Raw genomic sequence first — 16,435 nt, forward strand, 5'->3', positions numbered from 1 at the left:
ATAGGGCTACGGTTTTTAAGAGTGTTCAAGCAGGGCGCTGACGCGCGTTTGAAGACGATTTCCTGACAGCAGCGGGCCATTTGTACACTGGCGCCGAGACCTTTTGCAATGCGCGGGGGCGGGCCCAGGCCAGGTTGTGTCGGTTTTAGTCGGTGCGCGGGAGGCTTCTGAAACATTTGCTCATGGTTAGCCATGCCTTTGCCTATGCCCGTCGATTCACAGCGCGAAGGTTGCTGGCGCCCTGGGCGGTCGCGGGCCATAGTTGGCCAAAGCCCTTATAAAGAGACTGGCCATGACCAAGACTCTCCATCACCGTGCCTGCCACCTGTGCGAAGCCATCTGCGGCCTGACCCTGGAAACGACTCAAGCCGAAGACGGTCGCCTGGCGATCACCTCGATCAAGGGCGACCCCCTGGACAGCTTCAGCCGCGGACACATCTGCCCCAAGGCGGTAGCGCTGCAGGATATCCAGAATGACCCGGACCGCCTCCACCAGCCCATGCTGCGGGTTGGTAACGAATGGCAGCCGATCTCATGGGAAAGTGCCTTTGCGCTTGTAGCCGAACGCCTTGCGGGTATCCAGGCCCGGCATGGCCAGAACGCGGTGGCGGTTTACCAAGGCAACCCCAGCGTGCACAACTATGGGCTGATGACGCACAGCAATTATTTTCTTGGCCTTTTGAAGACGCGCAACCGGTTCTCTGCAACCTCCGTCGACCAGTTGCCCCACCATCTGACCAGTCACCTGATGTACGGCCATGGCTTGCTGCTGCCGATCCCGGACATCGACCACACCGACTTCATGCTGATTCTGGGTGGCAACCCGCTGGCGTCCAATGGCAGCATCATGACCGTGCCCGATGTGGAGAAACGCCTCAAAGCCATCCAGGCACGGGGCGGTAAAGTGGTGGTGGTCGACCCTCGACGCAGCGAGACGGCGGCGATTGCCGATCAGCATTTGTTCGTACGCCCCGGCGGTGATGCGGCGTTGTTGTTCGGGGTGCTCAACACCCTGTTTGCTGAAGGGCTGACCCGCGCCAGCCATTTGCCGGTTGAAGGCCTGGACGACGTACGCCGGGAGATCGCCAACTTTAGCGCCGAGGCCATGAGCCGCCAATGTGCAGTGCCTGCCGAGCAGATCCGTCAATTGGCGCGAGATTTTGCGGCCGCCGATAAAGCGGTGTGCTACGGACGCATGGGCGTCTCGACCCAGGCGTTCGGCACGTTGTGTCATTGGCTGGTGCAGTTGATCAACCTGGTGACCGGCAACCTGGATCGGGTGGGAGGTGCGTTGTGCACCACACCAGCGGTGGACCTGGTGGCGTCGACTGGCGGCGGGCATTTCAATCGCTGGCAGAGCCGTGTGTCCGGGCGTCCCGAGTACGGCGGGGAACTGCCGGTGTCAGCCTTGGCCGAAGAAATGCTCACCGAAGGTGAAGGGCAAATCCGTGCCCTGGTGACGGTGGCCGGCAACCCGGTCCTGTCGACGCCCAATGGCCGTCAACTGGAGCAGGCGCTGGATGGGTTGGAGTTCATGGTCAGTGTCGATCTCTACATCAACGAAACCACGCGTTATGCCGACCTGATCCTGCCGTCCACATCGGCATTGGAAAATGACCACTACGACACCACCTTCAACATGTTCGCGGTGCGCAACGTCACGCGCTTCAACCGCGCGATCCTGCCAAAACCCGCAGGCGCGCTGCACGATTGGGAAATTTTCGTCGGCTTGGCCAAAGCCTTTGCGGCGCAGACCGGCGTGTCACTCAAACCCACAATGCCGCCCGCGCAAATGATCGATTTCGGGCTGCGCGCCGGCACTTATGGTGATGCGTCTGTACATAAGCTGTCGGTGGCGATGCTGGCCGATCACCCCCACGGCGTAGACCTGGGCCCGCTCCAGCCAAACCTGGGCGCGCGGCTGAAAACCGCCGATGGCAAGGTGCAGGCGGCACCGCCGGTGATCCTGGCGGACCTGTCGCGTTTTGCCGCGCAACCGGTGCCTGCGGTGGACGAACTGCTGCTGATTGGTCGCCGTCATGTGCGCAGCAATAATTCGTGGATGCATAACTATCACCGGCTGGTGAAGGGCAAGCCGCGCCATCAACTGTTGATGCACCCCGACGATCTGGCCAGTCGGCAGTTGAGCGATGGCCAGCGAGTGCGAGTGAGTTCGCGCATCGGCATGATCGAAGTGGAAGTCGTGGCCAGCACGGACATGATGCCGGGTGTGGTCAGCCTGCCTCACGGTTGGGGCCATGATCGTCCGGGCGTGCAGATGAGCATCGCAAGCGGCCAGCCGGGTGCGAGTGCGAATGACTTGACCGACGAGCGGCAACTGGATGAGTTATCGGGTAATGCGGCGCTCAATGGGGTGCCGGTGCAAGTGGCGGCTGCGTGAGGTGCCCGAGCACTGCGCTGGGATTTTGCGTTACAATGCGCCACCGTGCCGACCTGTGAGTCGCAAAGTTCCAGCCGAGGTGTTCCATGGATATCATCGAAACGATCAAAGACCAGATTGCCAACAACACCATTCTGCTCTACATGAAGGGCGCGCCTAACGCTCCTCAGTGCGGTTTTTCCGCAAAAGCCTCCCAGGCCATCATGGCGTGTGGCGAGAAGTTCGCCTACGTGGATATCCTGCAGAATCCGGAAATTCGCGCCAACCTGCCTAAATACGCTAACTGGCCGACTTTCCCGCAACTGTGGGTAGCCGGTGAGCTGGTTGGCGGCAGCGATATCATCACTGAAATGGCAGCCGATGGTTCGCTGCAAGCGCTGATCAAAGACGCAGCGGAAAAAGCGGCAGCCAAGACTGAAGCTTGATTGACCTGCAATAAAAAGCCCCGCTTCTCTGACGAGAGCGGGGCTTTTTTGTATGTAGGGGTTATTCACCCATCTGCGATTGCAGGTAGTTCTCCAGGCTGACCTTGTCTATCAGGCCCAACTGGGTTTCCAGCCAGTCGATATGCTCTTCCTGGTCTTCCAGGATGTCTTCCAGCAGCTCACGGCTGCCGAAATCGCCTTTGGTCTCACAGTGGGCAATCGCTGCCTTGATGTCGCTGTGGCTTTTGCGCTCAAAGCCCAGGTCACTGCCGATCATTTCCTGAGTGTGCTCGCCGATGTTCAGCTTGCCCAGGTCCTGCACGTTCGGCAGACCTTCCAGGAACAGGATGCGCTTGATCAGCGCGTCGGCGTCCTTCATGGCCTTGATCGATTCTTTGTATTCACGCTTGCCGAGCTTTTCCAGGCCCCAATCGTCGTACATGCGCGCATGCAGGAAGTACTGATTGATCGCGACCAGTTCATTGGCAAGGATTTTGTTGAGTTGCTGGATGACTGAGATGTCGCCTTTCATGACTGGGGTCCTGCCCTGTAATAGCTGTGTATAAGGGGGAGTCTGAGCGGTGAAAATCCCAGTGTCAAACCTAAGTTATTGAATAATAAATGAAAATTAATCGGAATAAGAATGTTTGTGTTCCGCGTCTTGGCGCTAACTAATTGAATTACAGGCATAAAAAAACCGGACACAAGGTCCGGCTCTTTAAAACATGTCTATCAGGCGTGTGTAAATTCTGTCGAGTAGGGGATCGCGGCCTGGGCTGTTTGCAGCTGCGTCAGGGTTTCCCGTACCACTTGCTTGGCGAGGCAGGCGCATTTGCCGCACTGGCTGGCAACGCCCGTGGTTTCACGCACTTCTTTGTAGCTGCAGCAACCTTCGTAGATCGCTTCGCGGATTTGTCCGTCGGTGACGCCAGTGCAGAGGCAGACATACATAAGTGAGAACCGTCGCGGGTTTATGGCTTAAGTGCGATGGATCTTAATGTTAACGAGAATGATTGTCAAAATAGTTTCAGCAGCAATCCGAGAGGAATTGCCCGTGCGCTGACGAACGGTTTTTTCGGTGTATGATGGTCGGTCTTCACGAAGCGTGATTGCGTCATATTTCTGTCTGCTTCCACAGGCAGACTCGACCGGTCCTTTTACTTCAATCGTCACCCCCTATATCAGGAGATATCCAATGAGCGTACTCGTCGGTAAACAAGCCCCGGATTTTGACGTTCCAGCCGTCCTCGGCAATGGCGAAATCGTAGACAGCTTCAAACTGTCTGAAGCCATCAAAGGCAAATACGGCCTGGTATTCTTCTACCCGCTGGACTTCACTTTCGTCTGCCCTTCGGAGCTGATCGCCCTGGACCACCGCATGGACGATTTCAAGGCGCGCAACGTAGAAGTGGTTGCCGTGTCCATCGACTCCCATTTCACCCACAACGCCTGGCGCAACACCGCCATCAACGACGGCGGCATCGGCAAAGTCAAATACACCATGGCTGCCGACATGAAGCACGACATCGCCAAGGCCTACGACGTTGAGTCTGAAGGCGGCGTCGCTTTCCGTGGCGCGTTCCTGATCGACGACAAGGGCGTCGTGCGTTCGCAGATCATCAACGACCTGCCGCTGGGCCGTAACATGGAAGAGCTGATCCGCCTGGTTGACGCCCTGCAATTCCACGAAGAGCACGGTGAAGTCTGCCCTGCCAACTGGAAAAAAGGCGACAAAGGCATGAACGCTTCGCCAGAAGGCGTTGCCGCTTACCTGACCGAGAACGCCGGCAAGCTGTAAGCCTGCGTCGAGGTACAAAAAAACCGGCCTGAAAAGGCCGGTTTTTTTATGGGAGGGGCGGTGCAGGCTCAGTCGTTGAAGTCTTCCCAGCCACCCATCTGTTTCCAGCGGTTGACGATGCCACAGAACAGGTCGGCGGTCTTTTCGGTGTCGTAGCGCGCCGAGTGGGCTTCACGACCATCAAAGTCGATACCCGCTGCCTGGCAGGCTTTGGCCAGTACGGTCTGGCCATACGCCAGGCCTGCAAGGGTGGCAGTGTCGAAGCTTGAGAACGGGTGAAACGGGTTGCGCTTCATGTCCAGGCGCGCCACGGCGGCATTCAGGAAGCCCAGGTCGAAGCTGCTGTTATGGCCGACCAGGATCGCGCGTTTGCAGCCATTGGCCTTCAGCGCCTTGCGCACGCCACGGAAGATATCGGTCAGTGCTGCTTCTTCACTGACGGCCATGCGCAGCGGGTGGTCGAGCTTGATCCCGGTGAACTCCAGGGCCGCGGCTTCGATATTGGCGCCTTCGAACGGCTCGACACGGAAGAAGTGGGTGTGTTCCGGGAACACGAAACCCTGTTCGTCCATGCCGATGGTGGTTGCGGCGATTTCCAGCAGGGCGTCGGTGGCGCAGTTGAAGCCACCGGTTTCTACGTCGATGACAACCGGCAGATAACCGCGAAAACGCTCGGCCATCGGGTGGCGCGAGCCGCCGCCACTGTGCTCTTGTTCGTCATCGTAATGGTCTTCACTCACTTGCTTTCCTCCAGCAGGCGCCAGCGCAGTGTTTCACCGGCGCGCAGCGGGATAACGGTCAGCTCGCCAAACGGCAGGCTGGCGGGGGCGGTCCAATCTTCACGGACCAGGGTAATGCGGTCGGTATTCGTCGGCAGGCCGTAGAAACGCGGACCATTGAGGCTGGCAAAACCTTCGAGTTTGTCCAGGGCATTGCGCTGTTCGAATGCTTCGGCATACAGCTCGATGGCGGCAAACGCCGTGTAGCATCCGGCACAACCGCATGCGGCTTCCTTGGCGTGCTGGGCGTGGGGCGCCGAGTCGGTGCCCAGGAAGAACTTCGGGCTGCCGCTGGTGGCGGCATCCAGCAGTGCCACCTGGTGAGTGTTGCGCTTGAGGATCGGCAGGCAATAGAAGTGCGGCCGAATTCCGCCCACCAACATGTGGTTGCGGTTGTAGAGCAGGTGGTGAGCGGTGATGGTCGCGCCAACGTTAGCCGAAGCTTCGGTGACGAACTGCACGGCATCGGCGGTGGTGATGTGCTCGAACACTACCTTTAAAGTCGGGAACAACTCGACCACACGACGCATGTGTTCGTCGATAAAGATTTTCTCGCGATCGAACACGTCCACATCGCCACGGGTCACTTCCCCATGGATCAGCAACGGCATACCAACTTCGGCCATGGCTTCGATCGCCGGCAGGATCTTGTCGATACTGGTCACGCCGGAATCAGAGTTGGTGGTCGCGCCGGCCGGATAGAGCTTGGCAGCGTGTACGAAGCCGCTAGCCTTGGCCTGGCGAATCTCTTCAGGCTGGGTGCGGTCGGTCAGGTAGAGCACCATCAACGGTTCAAAGCGGCTGCCGGCCGGTCGTGCAGCGAGAATACGCTGGCGATAGGCGTCGGCTTCTGCGGCATTGCGCACCGGAGGTACCAGGTTAGGCATGATGATGGCACGGCCAAACGTGCGCGCCACATCGGCCACGGTTTGGGGTAACGCAGCACCATCGCGAAGATGAATATGCCAGTCGTCGGGACGCAGCAGGGTCAGGCGGTCGGACATTGGGGATTCCAGGCGGGTCAATCTGGTGGGAATGCTACCGGAAAAGACTCTTGCAGGCACTCGCTATCAAGTTTTGCCGGATGCGACCGATATCCCCGGGTATGCCCTAACGATGTATGACGCTTTGAAGTGTTGTAGAAACCAGTGGAGCCTCCCGTGCGCCAGCATTATCTAGCCCTGCTCAGTGTGTTCGCCAGCCTGCCCGCTATGGCCCTCACGTTCCAGACCCGTCTGGAGAATATTGAGTGGAAGGTAGAGGGCGACCAGTTCGAGTGCCGCCTGACGCAGCCGATCACCGACTTTGGTTCCGGGGAGTTCGTGCGCCGGGCCGGCGAGCAGGCGACGTTTCGCCTGAAAGCCTACAACGGTGCGTTTGGCGCAGGCTCGGCAACCTTGTTGGCCGCCGCTGCGCCCTGGCAGCCGGGCCGAGGCGATATCAACCTCGGGGCGGTACGTGTCGGCAGTGGCGACGTACTGTTCAATAGCTCCCAGGCCCAGGCCGGGCGCCTGTTCACTGGATTGCTTGAGGGGCGCAGCCCGACCGTACGGCATTACGCGCGCGAGGGCGGGTACTCGGAGGTGCGTCTGCTGCCGGTGAGGTTCAGCAAGGCTTACAGCGACTATCAGTCGTGCACTGCCAAGCTGTTGCCCATGAATTACGATCAGGTCAAGCAGACTGAAGTCGGATTCCCCGGTGGCGGCATTGAGCTGGACGCTGCCGCCAGGAAGAAGCTGTCTGTGATTCTTGCGTTCATGAAGGCCGACCCTACCGTCAATCATGTCGAGTTGAACGGCCACTCGGATAACAGTGGCAATCGCCTGACCAATCGCGACGTCTCGCGCCGCCGCGCCCTGGCGGTGATGGATTACTTCAAGGCCAATGGCATTCAGGAATCGCAGATCACCCTGCGTTTCCACGGCGAGAGCTACCCTCTGGCACCCAACACCAGTGCCGCCAACCGCGCCCGCAACCGCCGTGTGAATATCCAGCTTGAGCGGGTCGCTGCCCCCGAGAAACCGGCATCCCAAGCCACGGTACCGAGCAACCCGGCGGCTACCTCGTAGGTGCGACCATCGGTCGCCCACTCGACATAATCTGTCGCTTTATCTTCATTTGCTGTCGCGCCCCTGTAATTTCGCGGTTTTGATCGGTAGAATCGTTGCCTTTCCGTACAACCCCGTGGAGTGATGGCATGGCCGACGTAAACAAGGTCGTTCTCGCGTATTCCGGCGGCCTGGACACTTCGGTGATCCTCAAGTGGCTGCAGGATACTTATAACTGTGAGGTGGTGACCTTCACCGCTGACCTGGGTCAGGGCGAAGAGGTCGAACCTGCACGTGCCAAGGCGCAAGCCATGGGCGTGAAAGAGATCTACATTGACGACCTGCGCGAAGAGTTCGTCCGCGATTTCGTATTCCCGATGTTTCGCGCCAACACTGTCTACGAAGGTGAGTACCTGCTGGGTACCTCCATCGCACGTCCGCTGATCGCCAAACGTCTGATCGAGATCGCCAACGAAACCGGCGCTGATGCCATTTCCCACGGCGCCACTGGCAAGGGCAACGACCAGGTGCGTTTCGAACTGGGTGCCTATGCACTCAAGCCAGGGGTAAAAGTGATCGCCCCTTGGCGTGAATGGGACCTGCTCTCCCGTGAAAAGCTGATGGATTACGCTGAAAAGCACGCGATCCCGATCGAGCGTCATGGCAAGAAGAAGTCGCCGTACTCGATGGACGCCAACCTGCTGCACATCTCCTATGAGGGCGGCGTGCTGGAAGACACCTGGACCGAGCACGAAGAAGACATGTGGAAATGGACCGTCTCCCCGGAGAACGCTCCAGACAAGCCACAGTATCTGGAACTGACTTACCGCAACGGCGACATCGTCGCGTTGGACGGCGTTGAAATGTCTCCGGCCACCGTGCTGGCGACCCTCAACCGTATCGGTGGCCAGCATGGTATCGGCCGTCTCGACATCGTCGAGAACCGCTATGTGGGCATGAAGTCCCGCGGCTGCTATGAAACCCCGGGCGGCACCATCATGCTGCGTGCTCACCGTGCCATCGAATCCATCACCCTGGACCGTGAAGTCGCCCACCTTAAAGACGAGCTGATGCCCAAGTACGCCAGCCTGATCTACACCGGTTACTGGTGGAGCCCTGAGCGTCTGATGCTGCAACAGATGATCGACGCCTCCCAGGCCCACGTGAACGGCGTTGTGCGCCTGAAACTCTACAAGGGCAACGTGATCGTCACGGGTCGTAAATCCGATGAGTCGCTGTTCGACTCCAACATTGCGACGTTTGAAGAAGACGGTGGCGCCTATAACCAGGCGGATGCGGCGGGCTTCATCAAGCTGAACGCCCTGCGTATGCGGATTGCTGCCAACAAGGGGCGCTCGTTGTTCTGAGTGTTGCCTCGGTTGTGAAAAATGGCCCCTTATCCAAGGGGCCATTTTTTTTGCTTGTTTATTATTGGATGAACATAAATAGGGCAATGATGTTTATCAGTGTTTAGCGGGTGCTTGAGTGTGTTTTTTCTGAAACTTTACTGGTTGTTTTACTTTTTTGCGCTTTGTTTTTAACGCTGAATGATTTTTTACATCTGCTGAGGAACTATGTCTGACAGAAAATTCACTCATGTAACTGCAATAGCGAGGTTATTCGTTGAATCTTCTGTAGGAATTATGGAAATCTATAAATATGTTAAATGGAACTAATACAGACGGGCTTTCCTTGTCGTTCTGCGTGCAGCCAGGCTCCAGGCAAGGGGTATTTCCTGAAAGTCTTGTGCGGTGCGTTTACCTTCATAGGCTTATGCCAAGGACATTTCACTCAAAATATGTGCGCGTCGAGAAAAGTCTGAAAGCATCCATAAAGCCCTATACATCTAAGTTTGCGATTTTTTGTAGGCTAATTCCTATCTTCCTGTGGGTTGGGTCTCTCCCTGCCGTTGCTCGGGGTGGAATGCTATGCCAACTAGTAATCGACTAGGCTATTGTGTTTGCTCTAAATAATTCGAACAGCGAAATTGGACTTTCTCATGAATAAAGTGCTGATCGTGGATGATCATCCCGTCATTCGTCTTGCTGTGCGCATGCTAATGGAGCGTCATGGTTATGAGGTCGTTGCCGAGACCGATAACGGTGTCGATGCGTTGCAACTTGCACGGGAACACATGCCGGATATTGTGATACTGGATATCGGAATCCCCAAGCTCGACGGCCTGGAGGTGATTTGCCGGTTGGCTTCAACCAAGCAAGCCATATCGTTCAAGGTGCTGGTGCTGACGTCCCAGGCCCCTGGCCATTTTTCCATGCGCTGCATGCAGGCAGGGGCGGCCGGCTATGTCTGCAAGCAGCAGGATCTTACCGAGTTGTTGAGCGCCATCAAGGCGGTGCTCTCCGGCTACAGCTACTTCCCGAACCAGGCGCTCAATTCAGTGCGTTCAACCATGGGCAACGCCAGCGAAGCTGAAATGGTTGAACGCTTGTCGGGGCGAGAGATGATGGTGCTGCAGCAACTGGCACGTGGCAAAACCAACAAGGAGATTGCCGACGGCATGTTCCTCAGTAACAAAACCGTCAGTACCTACAAGACTCGCCTGCTACTCAAGCTCAATGCCCGCTCCCTTGTGGACCTGATCGAGTTGGCCCAGCGCAACGGCTTGGTGTAGGAGGACGTTGCACCGCTCAAAACCCGTGTATCCGGCAGAAAAAAGCCTCCGTCAGGGAGGCTTCCGGTCGTTCACGCATCGATCACAGATCGAAGTCGTAATCGGCCAGCTGTTTTTGCAAGCGTCGCTCTTCCAGAAGATTGTCGATAGTGCGACGTTTGCTCAAATTGGTCTTGGCTACCTCTACAGGTGTCTCTACCGCGTCCTCATCCGACTCAGCGAGGTCGTCTTCCACTTCCAGTTGTTCTTTGCCAGCGCTCATAAGATTAACTCCGGGCTAAGACTGCCATTGGGGCTCCTTATAGCGATAATCTGCGAACGGGTAAAAAAGATTTTTTCAATCGACTGATCAAAAAAATCAATGGTCGCTCAATCGTCGGACGTCTTGTCCTTGTATTCACACAGATCTTCGATGCGACAGCTGCCGCAGCGGGGCTTGCGAGCCTGGCAAACGTAGCGCCCATGCAGGATCAGCCAATGATGGGAGTCGAGCAAATACGGCTTGGGCACGAACTTCATCAGTTGCTTTTCCACCTCGACCACATTTTTGCCCCGCGCAATGCCGGTTCGGTTACTGACCCGGAAGATGTGCGTATCCACAGCCATGGTCAACTGCCGGAATGCGGTATTGAGTACCACGTTGGCCGTTTTGCGGCCCACCCCTGGCAAGGCTTCCAGGGCTTCGCGCGTTTTCGGGACTTCACCACCATGCAGCTCTACCAGCAGGCGGCACGTTTCGATCACATTCTTGGCCTTGCTGTTATACAGGCCGATGGTCTTGATGTACTCGGACAAACCTTCCACACCCAGGGCGTAAATCGCGGCCGGGGTATTGGCCACGGGATACAGCTTCGCCGTGGCCTTGTTGACACCGACGTCCGTGGATTGGGCTGACAGGATCACCGCAATCAGTAATTCGAAAGGGGAGGAGTAGGCCAGTTCGGTTTTCGGTTCCGGATTGTCTTCATGAAACCTGCGGAAGATTTCCAGGCGTTTTGCGGCATTCATAGGGGCGGACGTTTCCTTGCTGGCGGTCGACGTGATGTTAGCAATGCAAAGCGCAGGTTCAGGCGTCGGTGTTGGCCTCGGCATCCTGCAGCGTCTGCTCGGCGGCGTTCAACGCAGCGCTCAAGGCTGCCAGTTGCTGCTCGCCAGCCTGCTCGGCCTGGGCCTTTTTCAACTCGGCTCGGCGCATGGCCAGTTGGATTTTTGCACGCTTGAGGTCGGCGCTCTTGGGGGGCGTTGTCGGCGGCGCACTGTTGGCCTCCAGCGCGGCAAGCGCCTGTTCGCAAGCCTCGAACTGCCGTTGCAGCATAATCAATTGCGACTGTTGCTCAAAGGTCGGGGGATGCCCAAACGCCTTCAACGATTTGTGCAATTGAGCGCGACTCATGGTGACGCTGATTTTGGCCTGCTTGATCGCGGCGTCCTGAGCGGCCTGATGATTATTGACCTGTGTCGTTTCCACCGCAGCTGCGCGTTTGGCCCGTGTCAGGCGTTCGGCGAGCTTGCAGGCTTCCTCACGTTGCAGGCGGGCGTTGCGTTGTTCGAAACGCCGTCGCGCCCGATCACGTTTGAGGTCGCGTTCACGCCGCTCGTCATCGGTGCCTGCCAAGCCGCCCACGATAGGCAGTACGTCAGCGAGCGCACGCATCTCGATACAGTCGACGGGGCAGGGGGCGACACAGAGGTCGCAACCGGTGCACTCGTCGGTAATCACGGTGTGCATCAGCTTGGCGGCGCCCACAATGGCGTCCACCGGGCAAGCCTGGATGCATTTGGTACAACCGATGCATTCGGCCTCACGGATATAGGCAATCTGCGCGGGCGCTTCCCCGCGGCTGGTGTCCAAGTCCAGCACTGGCAGGTGTAGCAGTTGCGCAAGCCCGGCGATAGTTTCCTGCCCACCGGGCGGGCACTTGTTGATGGCCTCGCCCCTGGCGATGCCTTCTGCATAAGGCTTGCAACCCGGGTGCCCGCACTTGCCGCATTGAGTCTGCGGCAGCAGCGCGTCGATACGTTGAATGAGGTTCATGCTGTGATCATAGCGTTAACGCCCGGCCCAGGGAGGTGGGCAAGCTGAAAAGCCCCGCCGTGGCAACAGCGGGGCATTTTGCAGGAATTACTTGATGCGTTGGCCCGGCTTGGCGCCGCTGTCGGGGCTCAGCAGGTAGATTTCTTCGCCGCCAGGGCCCGCCGCCATCACCATGCCTTCGGAAATGCCAAACTTCATTTTCCGTGGCTTGAGGTTGGCGATCATCATGGTCAGGCGCCCATCGAGCTTGGACGGGTCCGGGTAAGCGCTCTTGATCCCGGAGAACACGTTGCGCTGTTCGTCACCGATATCCAATGTCAGGCGCAGCAACTTGTCGGCGCCCTCCACGGCTTCGGCCTTGATAATCAGTGCTACGCGCAGGTCCACGGCGGCAAAGGCGTCGAAATCGATTTCCGGAGAAATCGGGTCCTTGGCCAGTTCGCCATTGCCCGCAGGCGCAGATTGGCCGGTATCGGTCTGGCTGGCGACCAGGTCTTCCTTCGAAGCATCGGTCATGGCCTGGACTTTCACCGGGTCAATGCGGGTCATCAAGGGCTTGAACGCGTTCAACTGATGATTACCGAGCAAGGTGGCGTGATCGTTCCAGGTCAGCGGCGCCACATTCAGGAACGCCTCGGCATCGGCGGCCAGCAATGGCAGCACCGGCTTGAGGAAGATCACCAACTGGCGGAACAGATTGACGCCGGTGGCGCAGATAGCCTGAACCTCAGCTTCCTTGCCTTCCTGCTTGTTCAGCGACCACGGGGCCTTGTCGGCGATCCAGGCGTTGGCACGGTCGGCCAGGCTCATGATTTCGCGCATGGCGCGGGCGAAGTCGCGGGCCTCATAGGCGTCGGCGATGCTTGGTGCGGCGGCCAGGAAGGCGTCGGTCAGTTCCGGTGCGGCGTTCTCGGCTACCAGTACACCGGCGTTGCCCTTGTGGATAAAACCGGCGCAACGGCTGGCGATGTTGACGACTTTACCCACCAGATCCGAGTTGACCTTCTGTACGAAGTCTTCCAGGTTCAGGTCCAGGTCGTCGACACCCCGGCCCAGCTTGGATGCGTAGTAGTAGCGCAGGTATTCAGGCGACAGGTGGTCCAGGTAGGTGCGCGCCTTGATAAAGGTGCCACGGGACTTGGACATTTTCTGCCCGTTCACCGTCAGGTAGCCGTGCACGGCAATGCCGGTCGGCTTGCGGTAGCCCGAGCCTTCAAGCATCGCCGGCCAGAACAGCGCGTGGAAGTTGACGATGTCCTTGCCGATGAAGTGGTACAGCTCGGCAGTGGAGTCCTTGCCCCAGAACGCGTCGAAGTCCAGCTCCGGGGTGCGGTCGCACAGGTTCTTGAAGCTGGCCATGTAGCCGATCGGCGCGTCCAGCCATACATAGAAGTACTTGCCCGGCTCGCCCGGGATCTCGAAGCCGAAGTATGGCGCGTCGCGGGAGATGTCCCACTGCTGCAGGCCACTGTCGAGCCATTCGGAGAGTTTGTTGGCCACGGCGTCCTGCAAGGTACCGCTGCGCGTCCAGGTTTGCAGCATTTGCTGGAAATCCGGGAGCTTGAAGAAGAAGTGCTGCGAGTCCTTGAGCACCGGAGTGGCACCGGAGATCGCCGACTTGGGATCCTTCAGGTCGGTCGGTGCGTAGGTCGCGCCGCATTTTTCGCAGTTGTCGCCGTACTGGTCTTCGGTGCCGCATTTGGGGCAGGTGCCCTTGATGAAGCGGTCGGCCAGGAACATCTTCTTTTCCGGGTCGAAATACTGGGTCACCGAACGTTGGTCGATGTGCCCGGCTTCCTTCAACCGCAGGTAGATCTGGCTCGACAACTCGCGGTTTTCGTCGGAGTGGGTCGAATGGAAGTTGTCGAAGTCCACCAGGAACTCGGCAAAGTCGGCGCTGTGTTCAGCCTGCACGTTGGCGATCAGTTGTTCCGGGGTGATACCTTCCTTTTCGGCGCGCAACATGATGGCCGAACCGTGGGCGTCGTCCGCGCAGACATAAATGCATTGATTGCCGCGATGCTTCTGGAAGCGCACCCACATATCGGTCTGGATGTACTCAAGCATATGGCCAAGATGGATGGAACCATTGGCATAGGGCAGGGCGCTGGTGACGAGGATCTTGCGTGGCTCGGACATGGGGCTCGGCTACTTGATGAAACGGAGGTCGGCCACTATAAAGCGCCGGGAAATTTATTTCACCCCGTGACGCTGTTTCAGAATCTTCCGGAACCTCGAAAGCGTGCCGTTCAACCGCCGGAACGGTTAGGATAGCCGCCTGTTTCAGTCAGTCTTTTTTCGGGAGTAGCCCATGAGCGCCGTCAATCGCGCAGCGGTGGAAGCCGTTCTTCGCCAGTACACCGACCCTTATTTGAACCAGGACCCGGTCAGTGCCGGTTGTGTGCGCAGCATCGAGGTCCAGGGCGACCAGGTGTCGGTACAGATGCAACTGGGCTATGCCGCAGGCTTGTTCAAACGCGGCTGGGCGCAGATGCTCCAAATGGCCATTGAGGGCATCGACGGCGTGGGTTCGGCCAAGGTCGATATCCAATGCGTGATCGCCCCGCACAAGGCCCAGGCGCAGATCCCGGGCCTGGCCAACGTCAAGAACGTGGTGGCGGTGGCCTCCGGCAAGGGTGGCGTGGGCAAATCCACCACCGCGGCCAACCTGGCCCTGGCCCTGGCCCGCGAAGGCGCGCGGGTGGGGATTCTCGACGCCGATATCTACGGCCCAAGCCAAGGCGTGATGTTCGGCATCGCCGAAGGCACGCGGCCGAAGGTCAAGGATCAGAAATGGTTTGTACCCATCGAGTCGCTCGGTGTGGAAGTGATGTCCATGGCCTTTCTTACCGATGACAACACGCCGATGGTCTGGCGCGGGCCGATGGTTTCCGGGGCGTTGCTGCAATTGGTCACACAGACCGCCTGGGGCGACCTCGATTACCTGGTGATCGACATGCCGCCAGGCACCGGCGACATCCAGCTGACCCTGGCGCAAAAAGTGCCGGTGGCCGGTGCGGTGATCGTCACCACGCCTCAGGACCTCGCGCTGCTGGACGCCAGGAAAGGCGTCGAGATGTTCCGCAAGGTCAATATCCCGGTGCTCGGCGTCGTGGAAAACATGGCGGTGCACATCTGCTCCAACTGTGGTCACGCCGAGCATCTGTTCGGTGAAGGTGGGGGCGAAAAGCTCGCGACCCAATACGGTGTCGAGCTGCTCGCTTCGTTGCCGCTGGCGATGGGCATTCGTGAACAGGCAGATGGTGGCAAACCAACCGTGGCGTCCGAACCGGACGGGCAGGTCGCGATGATCTACCAGGAACTGGCCCGGCATGTCGGCGCGAGAATTGTCTTGCAGGAAGCTGCTGCGCCGGCGATGCCGACCATTACTGTCAGTGACGACTGATGCCTTTCAACAGTAAGCGGTGGGGGTAATGAGGCTTATTGCCCTTTTCCGCAATTGTGCGTGTAAGCATTTGCTTACCTTTGCGTAAGCGATCGGTTTTTTTATCATGCATGGACGTCTCGATTTTTTTGAGACTTTTTTCATCTCATTGAAAAACAAGACTTATTTATCTGTGTTTAGGTGTCAGAGCGTGCCAGTCGATCGAACCGGGTCGCGTTGAACTTATCTTCGAACCCTCTAACATCAGCCCTGTGTCCACGGATTGACACAGCCATCAAGGAACGATGGTTTGAAGGAACGTCGCAGGATGCGATTCATCAGGATGATGAAAAGGAATACAGGGACTAGGGAAAAAATGTGGGCGGGTCATACCGCCCCTTTTTTCGCCTGTAGAAAAGTAAAAACGCTCCCATCAGAAACGCAAAAAGGCCCGCAAGGGGCCTTTTGGGGGCGGCGACGCTATCAGCGTTCGAGGTCTGCAATCTTACCTTTTTTGCCATCCCACTCCGCTGCATCGGGCATCGGGTCTTTGCGCTCGGTGATATTCGGCCAGATTTCCGCCAACTCGACGTTCAGCTGAATAAACTCCTGCATCTCCGCAGGCACTTCGTCCTCGGAGAAAATCGCGACGGCCGGGCATTCTGGTTCACACAGGGCGCAGTCGATGCACTCATCCGGGTGAATAACCAGGAAGTTCGGGCCTTCGTAGAAGCAGTCCACCGGACACACTTCTACGCAGTCGGTGTACTTGCACTTGATGCAGTTGTCGGTGACGACGAAGGTCATTTCTAATTTTCTCCTCAGGCGGCGGCAGCGAAACCCCTTGTGGTGGGGTTCGCGAGGTTTGAGAGCGATAGTCTGCGGACCAGGCTAAAAGCCCGCAGCATCCCAAACCGCGCGAGATTCTATCA

16 protein-coding genes are annotated in these 16,435 nt (G+C 58.0%); 7 read left to right on the forward strand and 9 right to left on the reverse strand.

Annotated elements, in window-relative coordinates; translation table 11 throughout:
- Window positions 1-292: 292 nt before the first annotated feature.
- Both E3O56_RS08615 and grxD read left to right on the forward strand, forming a co-directional pair.
- Window positions 293-2,401 carry a molybdopterin oxidoreductase family protein gene (locus tag E3O56_RS08615; RefSeq protein WP_032877531.1) on the forward strand — a complete coding sequence of 703 codons (2,109 nt, stop codon included), beginning with the start codon at window positions 293-295 and terminating at the stop codon, window positions 2,399-2,401.
- Window positions 2,402-2,487: 86 nt separating this feature from the next.
- Window positions 2,488-2,826: a Grx4 family monothiol glutaredoxin gene (grxD, locus tag E3O56_RS08620; protein ID WP_005785264.1), complete on the forward strand. Its 339-nt coding sequence runs from the start codon at window positions 2,488-2,490 to the stop codon at window positions 2,824-2,826.
- A gap of 61 nt (window positions 2,827-2,887) precedes the next feature.
- Here the strand turns inward: grxD and bfr are convergent, their stop codons facing one another.
- Together bfr and E3O56_RS08630 are read right to left on the reverse strand one after the other, a co-directional pair.
- Window positions 2,888-3,358: a bacterioferritin gene (gene bfr, locus E3O56_RS08625; RefSeq protein WP_005785266.1), complete on the reverse strand. Its 471-nt coding sequence runs from the start codon at window positions 3,356-3,358 to the stop codon at window positions 2,888-2,890.
- Window positions 3,359-3,558: 200 nt separating this feature from the next.
- Window positions 3,559-3,777: a bacterioferritin-associated ferredoxin gene (locus E3O56_RS08630; protein WP_005785268.1), complete on the reverse strand. Its 219-nt coding sequence runs from the start codon at window positions 3,775-3,777 to the stop codon at window positions 3,559-3,561.
- Between the two features lie 244 nt (window positions 3,778-4,021).
- Between E3O56_RS08630 and E3O56_RS08635 the strand changes: the two genes are divergently transcribed.
- The gene (locus E3O56_RS08635; RefSeq protein WP_003172097.1) at window positions 4,022-4,624 is read left to right on the forward strand and encodes a peroxiredoxin; all 603 of its coding nucleotides are present in this window, start codon (window positions 4,022-4,024) and stop codon (window positions 4,622-4,624) included.
- Window positions 4,625-4,692: 68 nt separating this feature from the next.
- Here the strand turns inward: E3O56_RS08635 and rnt are convergent, their stop codons facing one another.
- A complete protein-coding gene (gene rnt, locus E3O56_RS08640; protein ID WP_005785271.1) occupies window positions 4,693-5,364 on the reverse strand; it encodes a ribonuclease T in 672 nt (223 codons plus the stop codon).
- The gene (gene pyrC, locus E3O56_RS08645; RefSeq protein ID WP_223017644.1) at window positions 5,361-6,407 is read right to left on the reverse strand and encodes a dihydroorotase; all 1,047 of its coding nucleotides are present in this window, start codon (window positions 6,405-6,407) and stop codon (window positions 5,361-5,363) included. The genes rnt and pyrC overlap by 4 nt, the downstream gene beginning before the upstream one ends.
- Before the next feature lie 156 nt (window positions 6,408-6,563).
- On the opposite strand from pyrC, the gene E3O56_RS08650 reads away from it, so the two are divergent.
- The 3 genes from E3O56_RS08650 (at window position 6,564) to E3O56_RS08660 (ending at window position 10,083) form a co-directional block, all read left to right on the forward strand.
- On the forward strand, window positions 6,564-7,472 hold the full coding sequence (locus E3O56_RS08650) for an OmpA family protein (RefSeq protein ID WP_032877528.1): 909 nt from the start codon (window positions 6,564-6,566) through the stop codon (window positions 7,470-7,472).
- Window positions 7,473-7,600: 128 nt separating this feature from the next.
- Window positions 7,601-8,818 carry an argininosuccinate synthase gene (locus E3O56_RS08655; protein WP_005785276.1) on the forward strand — a complete coding sequence of 406 codons (1,218 nt, stop codon included), beginning with the start codon at window positions 7,601-7,603 and terminating at the stop codon, window positions 8,816-8,818.
- A 632-nt stretch (window positions 8,819-9,450) separates the two neighbouring features.
- Complete coding sequence (locus E3O56_RS08660) at window positions 9,451-10,083, forward strand: response regulator transcription factor (protein ID WP_005785278.1); 633 nt, start codon at window positions 9,451-9,453, stop codon at window positions 10,081-10,083.
- An 82-nt stretch (window positions 10,084-10,165) separates the two neighbouring features.
- Here the strand turns inward: E3O56_RS08660 and E3O56_RS08665 are convergent, their stop codons facing one another.
- The 4 genes from E3O56_RS08665 to metG all read right to left on the reverse strand — a co-directional run bounded on the left by E3O56_RS08665 (window position 10,166) and on the right by metG (window position 14,257).
- Entirely contained in the window at window positions 10,166-10,345 is a 180-nt protein-coding gene (locus E3O56_RS08665; RefSeq protein ID WP_005785279.1) for a hypothetical protein, read from the reverse strand.
- A 107-nt stretch (window positions 10,346-10,452) separates the two neighbouring features.
- Window positions 10,453-11,091, reverse strand: a complete 639-nt coding sequence (gene nth / locus E3O56_RS08670; RefSeq protein ID WP_032877527.1) for an endonuclease III — start codon at window positions 11,089-11,091, stop codon at window positions 10,453-10,455.
- 58 nt (window positions 11,092-11,149) lie between these two features.
- On the reverse strand, window positions 11,150-12,118 hold the full coding sequence (gene rsxB, locus E3O56_RS08675) for an electron transport complex subunit RsxB (protein WP_032877526.1): 969 nt from the start codon (window positions 12,116-12,118) through the stop codon (window positions 11,150-11,152).
- An 87-nt stretch (window positions 12,119-12,205) separates the two neighbouring features.
- Entirely contained in the window at window positions 12,206-14,257 is a 2,052-nt protein-coding gene (gene metG / locus E3O56_RS08680) for a methionine--tRNA ligase (RefSeq protein WP_103733413.1), read from the reverse strand.
- A gap of 172 nt (window positions 14,258-14,429) precedes the next feature.
- Here metG and apbC point away from each other — a divergent pair, with 172 nt between their 5' ends.
- Window positions 14,430-15,524, forward strand: a complete 1,095-nt coding sequence (gene apbC, locus E3O56_RS08685; RefSeq protein ID WP_032877523.1) for an iron-sulfur cluster carrier protein ApbC — start codon at window positions 14,430-14,432, stop codon at window positions 15,522-15,524.
- 462 nt (window positions 15,525-15,986) lie between these two features.
- Here apbC and fdxA read toward each other — a convergent pair whose 3' ends face one another.
- Window positions 15,987-16,310 carry a ferredoxin FdxA gene (gene fdxA / locus E3O56_RS08690; RefSeq protein ID WP_003208688.1) on the reverse strand — a complete coding sequence of 108 codons (324 nt, stop codon included), beginning with the start codon at window positions 16,308-16,310 and terminating at the stop codon, window positions 15,987-15,989.
- Window positions 16,311-16,435 lie beyond the last annotated feature (125 nt).

The organism is Pseudomonas sp. W2Aug9, assembly GCF_023127755.1.
GTDB lineage: Bacteria > Pseudomonadota > Gammaproteobacteria > Pseudomonadales > Pseudomonadaceae > Aquipseudomonas > Aquipseudomonas synxantha_A.

What these genes read in the sequence shown, in the direction of transcription:
- bfr (WP_005785266.1), bottom strand. Translation starts at nt 3,358, where the DNA reads ATGAAAGGCGACATCTCAGTCATCCAGCAACTCAACAAAATCCTTGCC.
- E3O56_RS08655 (WP_005785276.1), top strand. Translation starts at nt 7,601, where the DNA reads ATGGCCGACGTAAACAAGGTCGTTCTCGCGTATTCCGGCGGCCTGGAC.
- E3O56_RS08660 (WP_005785278.1), top strand. Translation starts at nt 9,451, where the DNA reads ATGAATAAAGTGCTGATCGTGGATGATCATCCCGTCATTCGTCTTGCT.
- fdxA (WP_003208688.1), bottom strand. Translation starts at nt 16,310, where the DNA reads ATGACCTTCGTCGTCACCGACAACTGCATCAAGTGCAAGTACACCGAC.
- metG (WP_103733413.1), bottom strand. Translation starts at nt 14,257, where the DNA reads ATGTCCGAGCCACGCAAGATCCTCGTCACCAGCGCCCTGCCCTATGCC.
- pyrC (WP_223017644.1), bottom strand. Translation starts at nt 6,407, where the DNA reads ATGTCCGACCGCCTGACCCTGCTGCGTCCCGACGACTGGCATATTCAT.
- E3O56_RS08630 (WP_005785268.1), bottom strand. Translation starts at nt 3,777, where the DNA reads ATGTATGTCTGCCTCTGCACTGGCGTCACCGACGGACAAATCCGCGAA.
- rsxB (WP_032877526.1), bottom strand. Translation starts at nt 12,118, where the DNA reads ATGAACCTCATTCAACGTATCGACGCGCTGCTGCCGCAGACTCAATGC.
- E3O56_RS08665 (WP_005785279.1), bottom strand. Translation starts at nt 10,345, where the DNA reads ATGAGCGCTGGCAAAGAACAACTGGAAGTGGAAGACGACCTCGCTGAG.
- E3O56_RS08615 (WP_032877531.1), top strand. Translation starts at nt 293, where the DNA reads ATGACCAAGACTCTCCATCACCGTGCCTGCCACCTGTGCGAAGCCATC.
- grxD (WP_005785264.1), top strand. Translation starts at nt 2,488, where the DNA reads ATGGATATCATCGAAACGATCAAAGACCAGATTGCCAACAACACCATT.
- nth (WP_032877527.1), bottom strand. Translation starts at nt 11,091, where the DNA reads ATGAATGCCGCAAAACGCCTGGAAATCTTCCGCAGGTTTCATGAAGAC.
- apbC (WP_032877523.1), top strand. Translation starts at nt 14,430, where the DNA reads ATGAGCGCCGTCAATCGCGCAGCGGTGGAAGCCGTTCTTCGCCAGTAC.
- E3O56_RS08635 (WP_003172097.1), top strand. Translation starts at nt 4,022, where the DNA reads ATGAGCGTACTCGTCGGTAAACAAGCCCCGGATTTTGACGTTCCAGCC.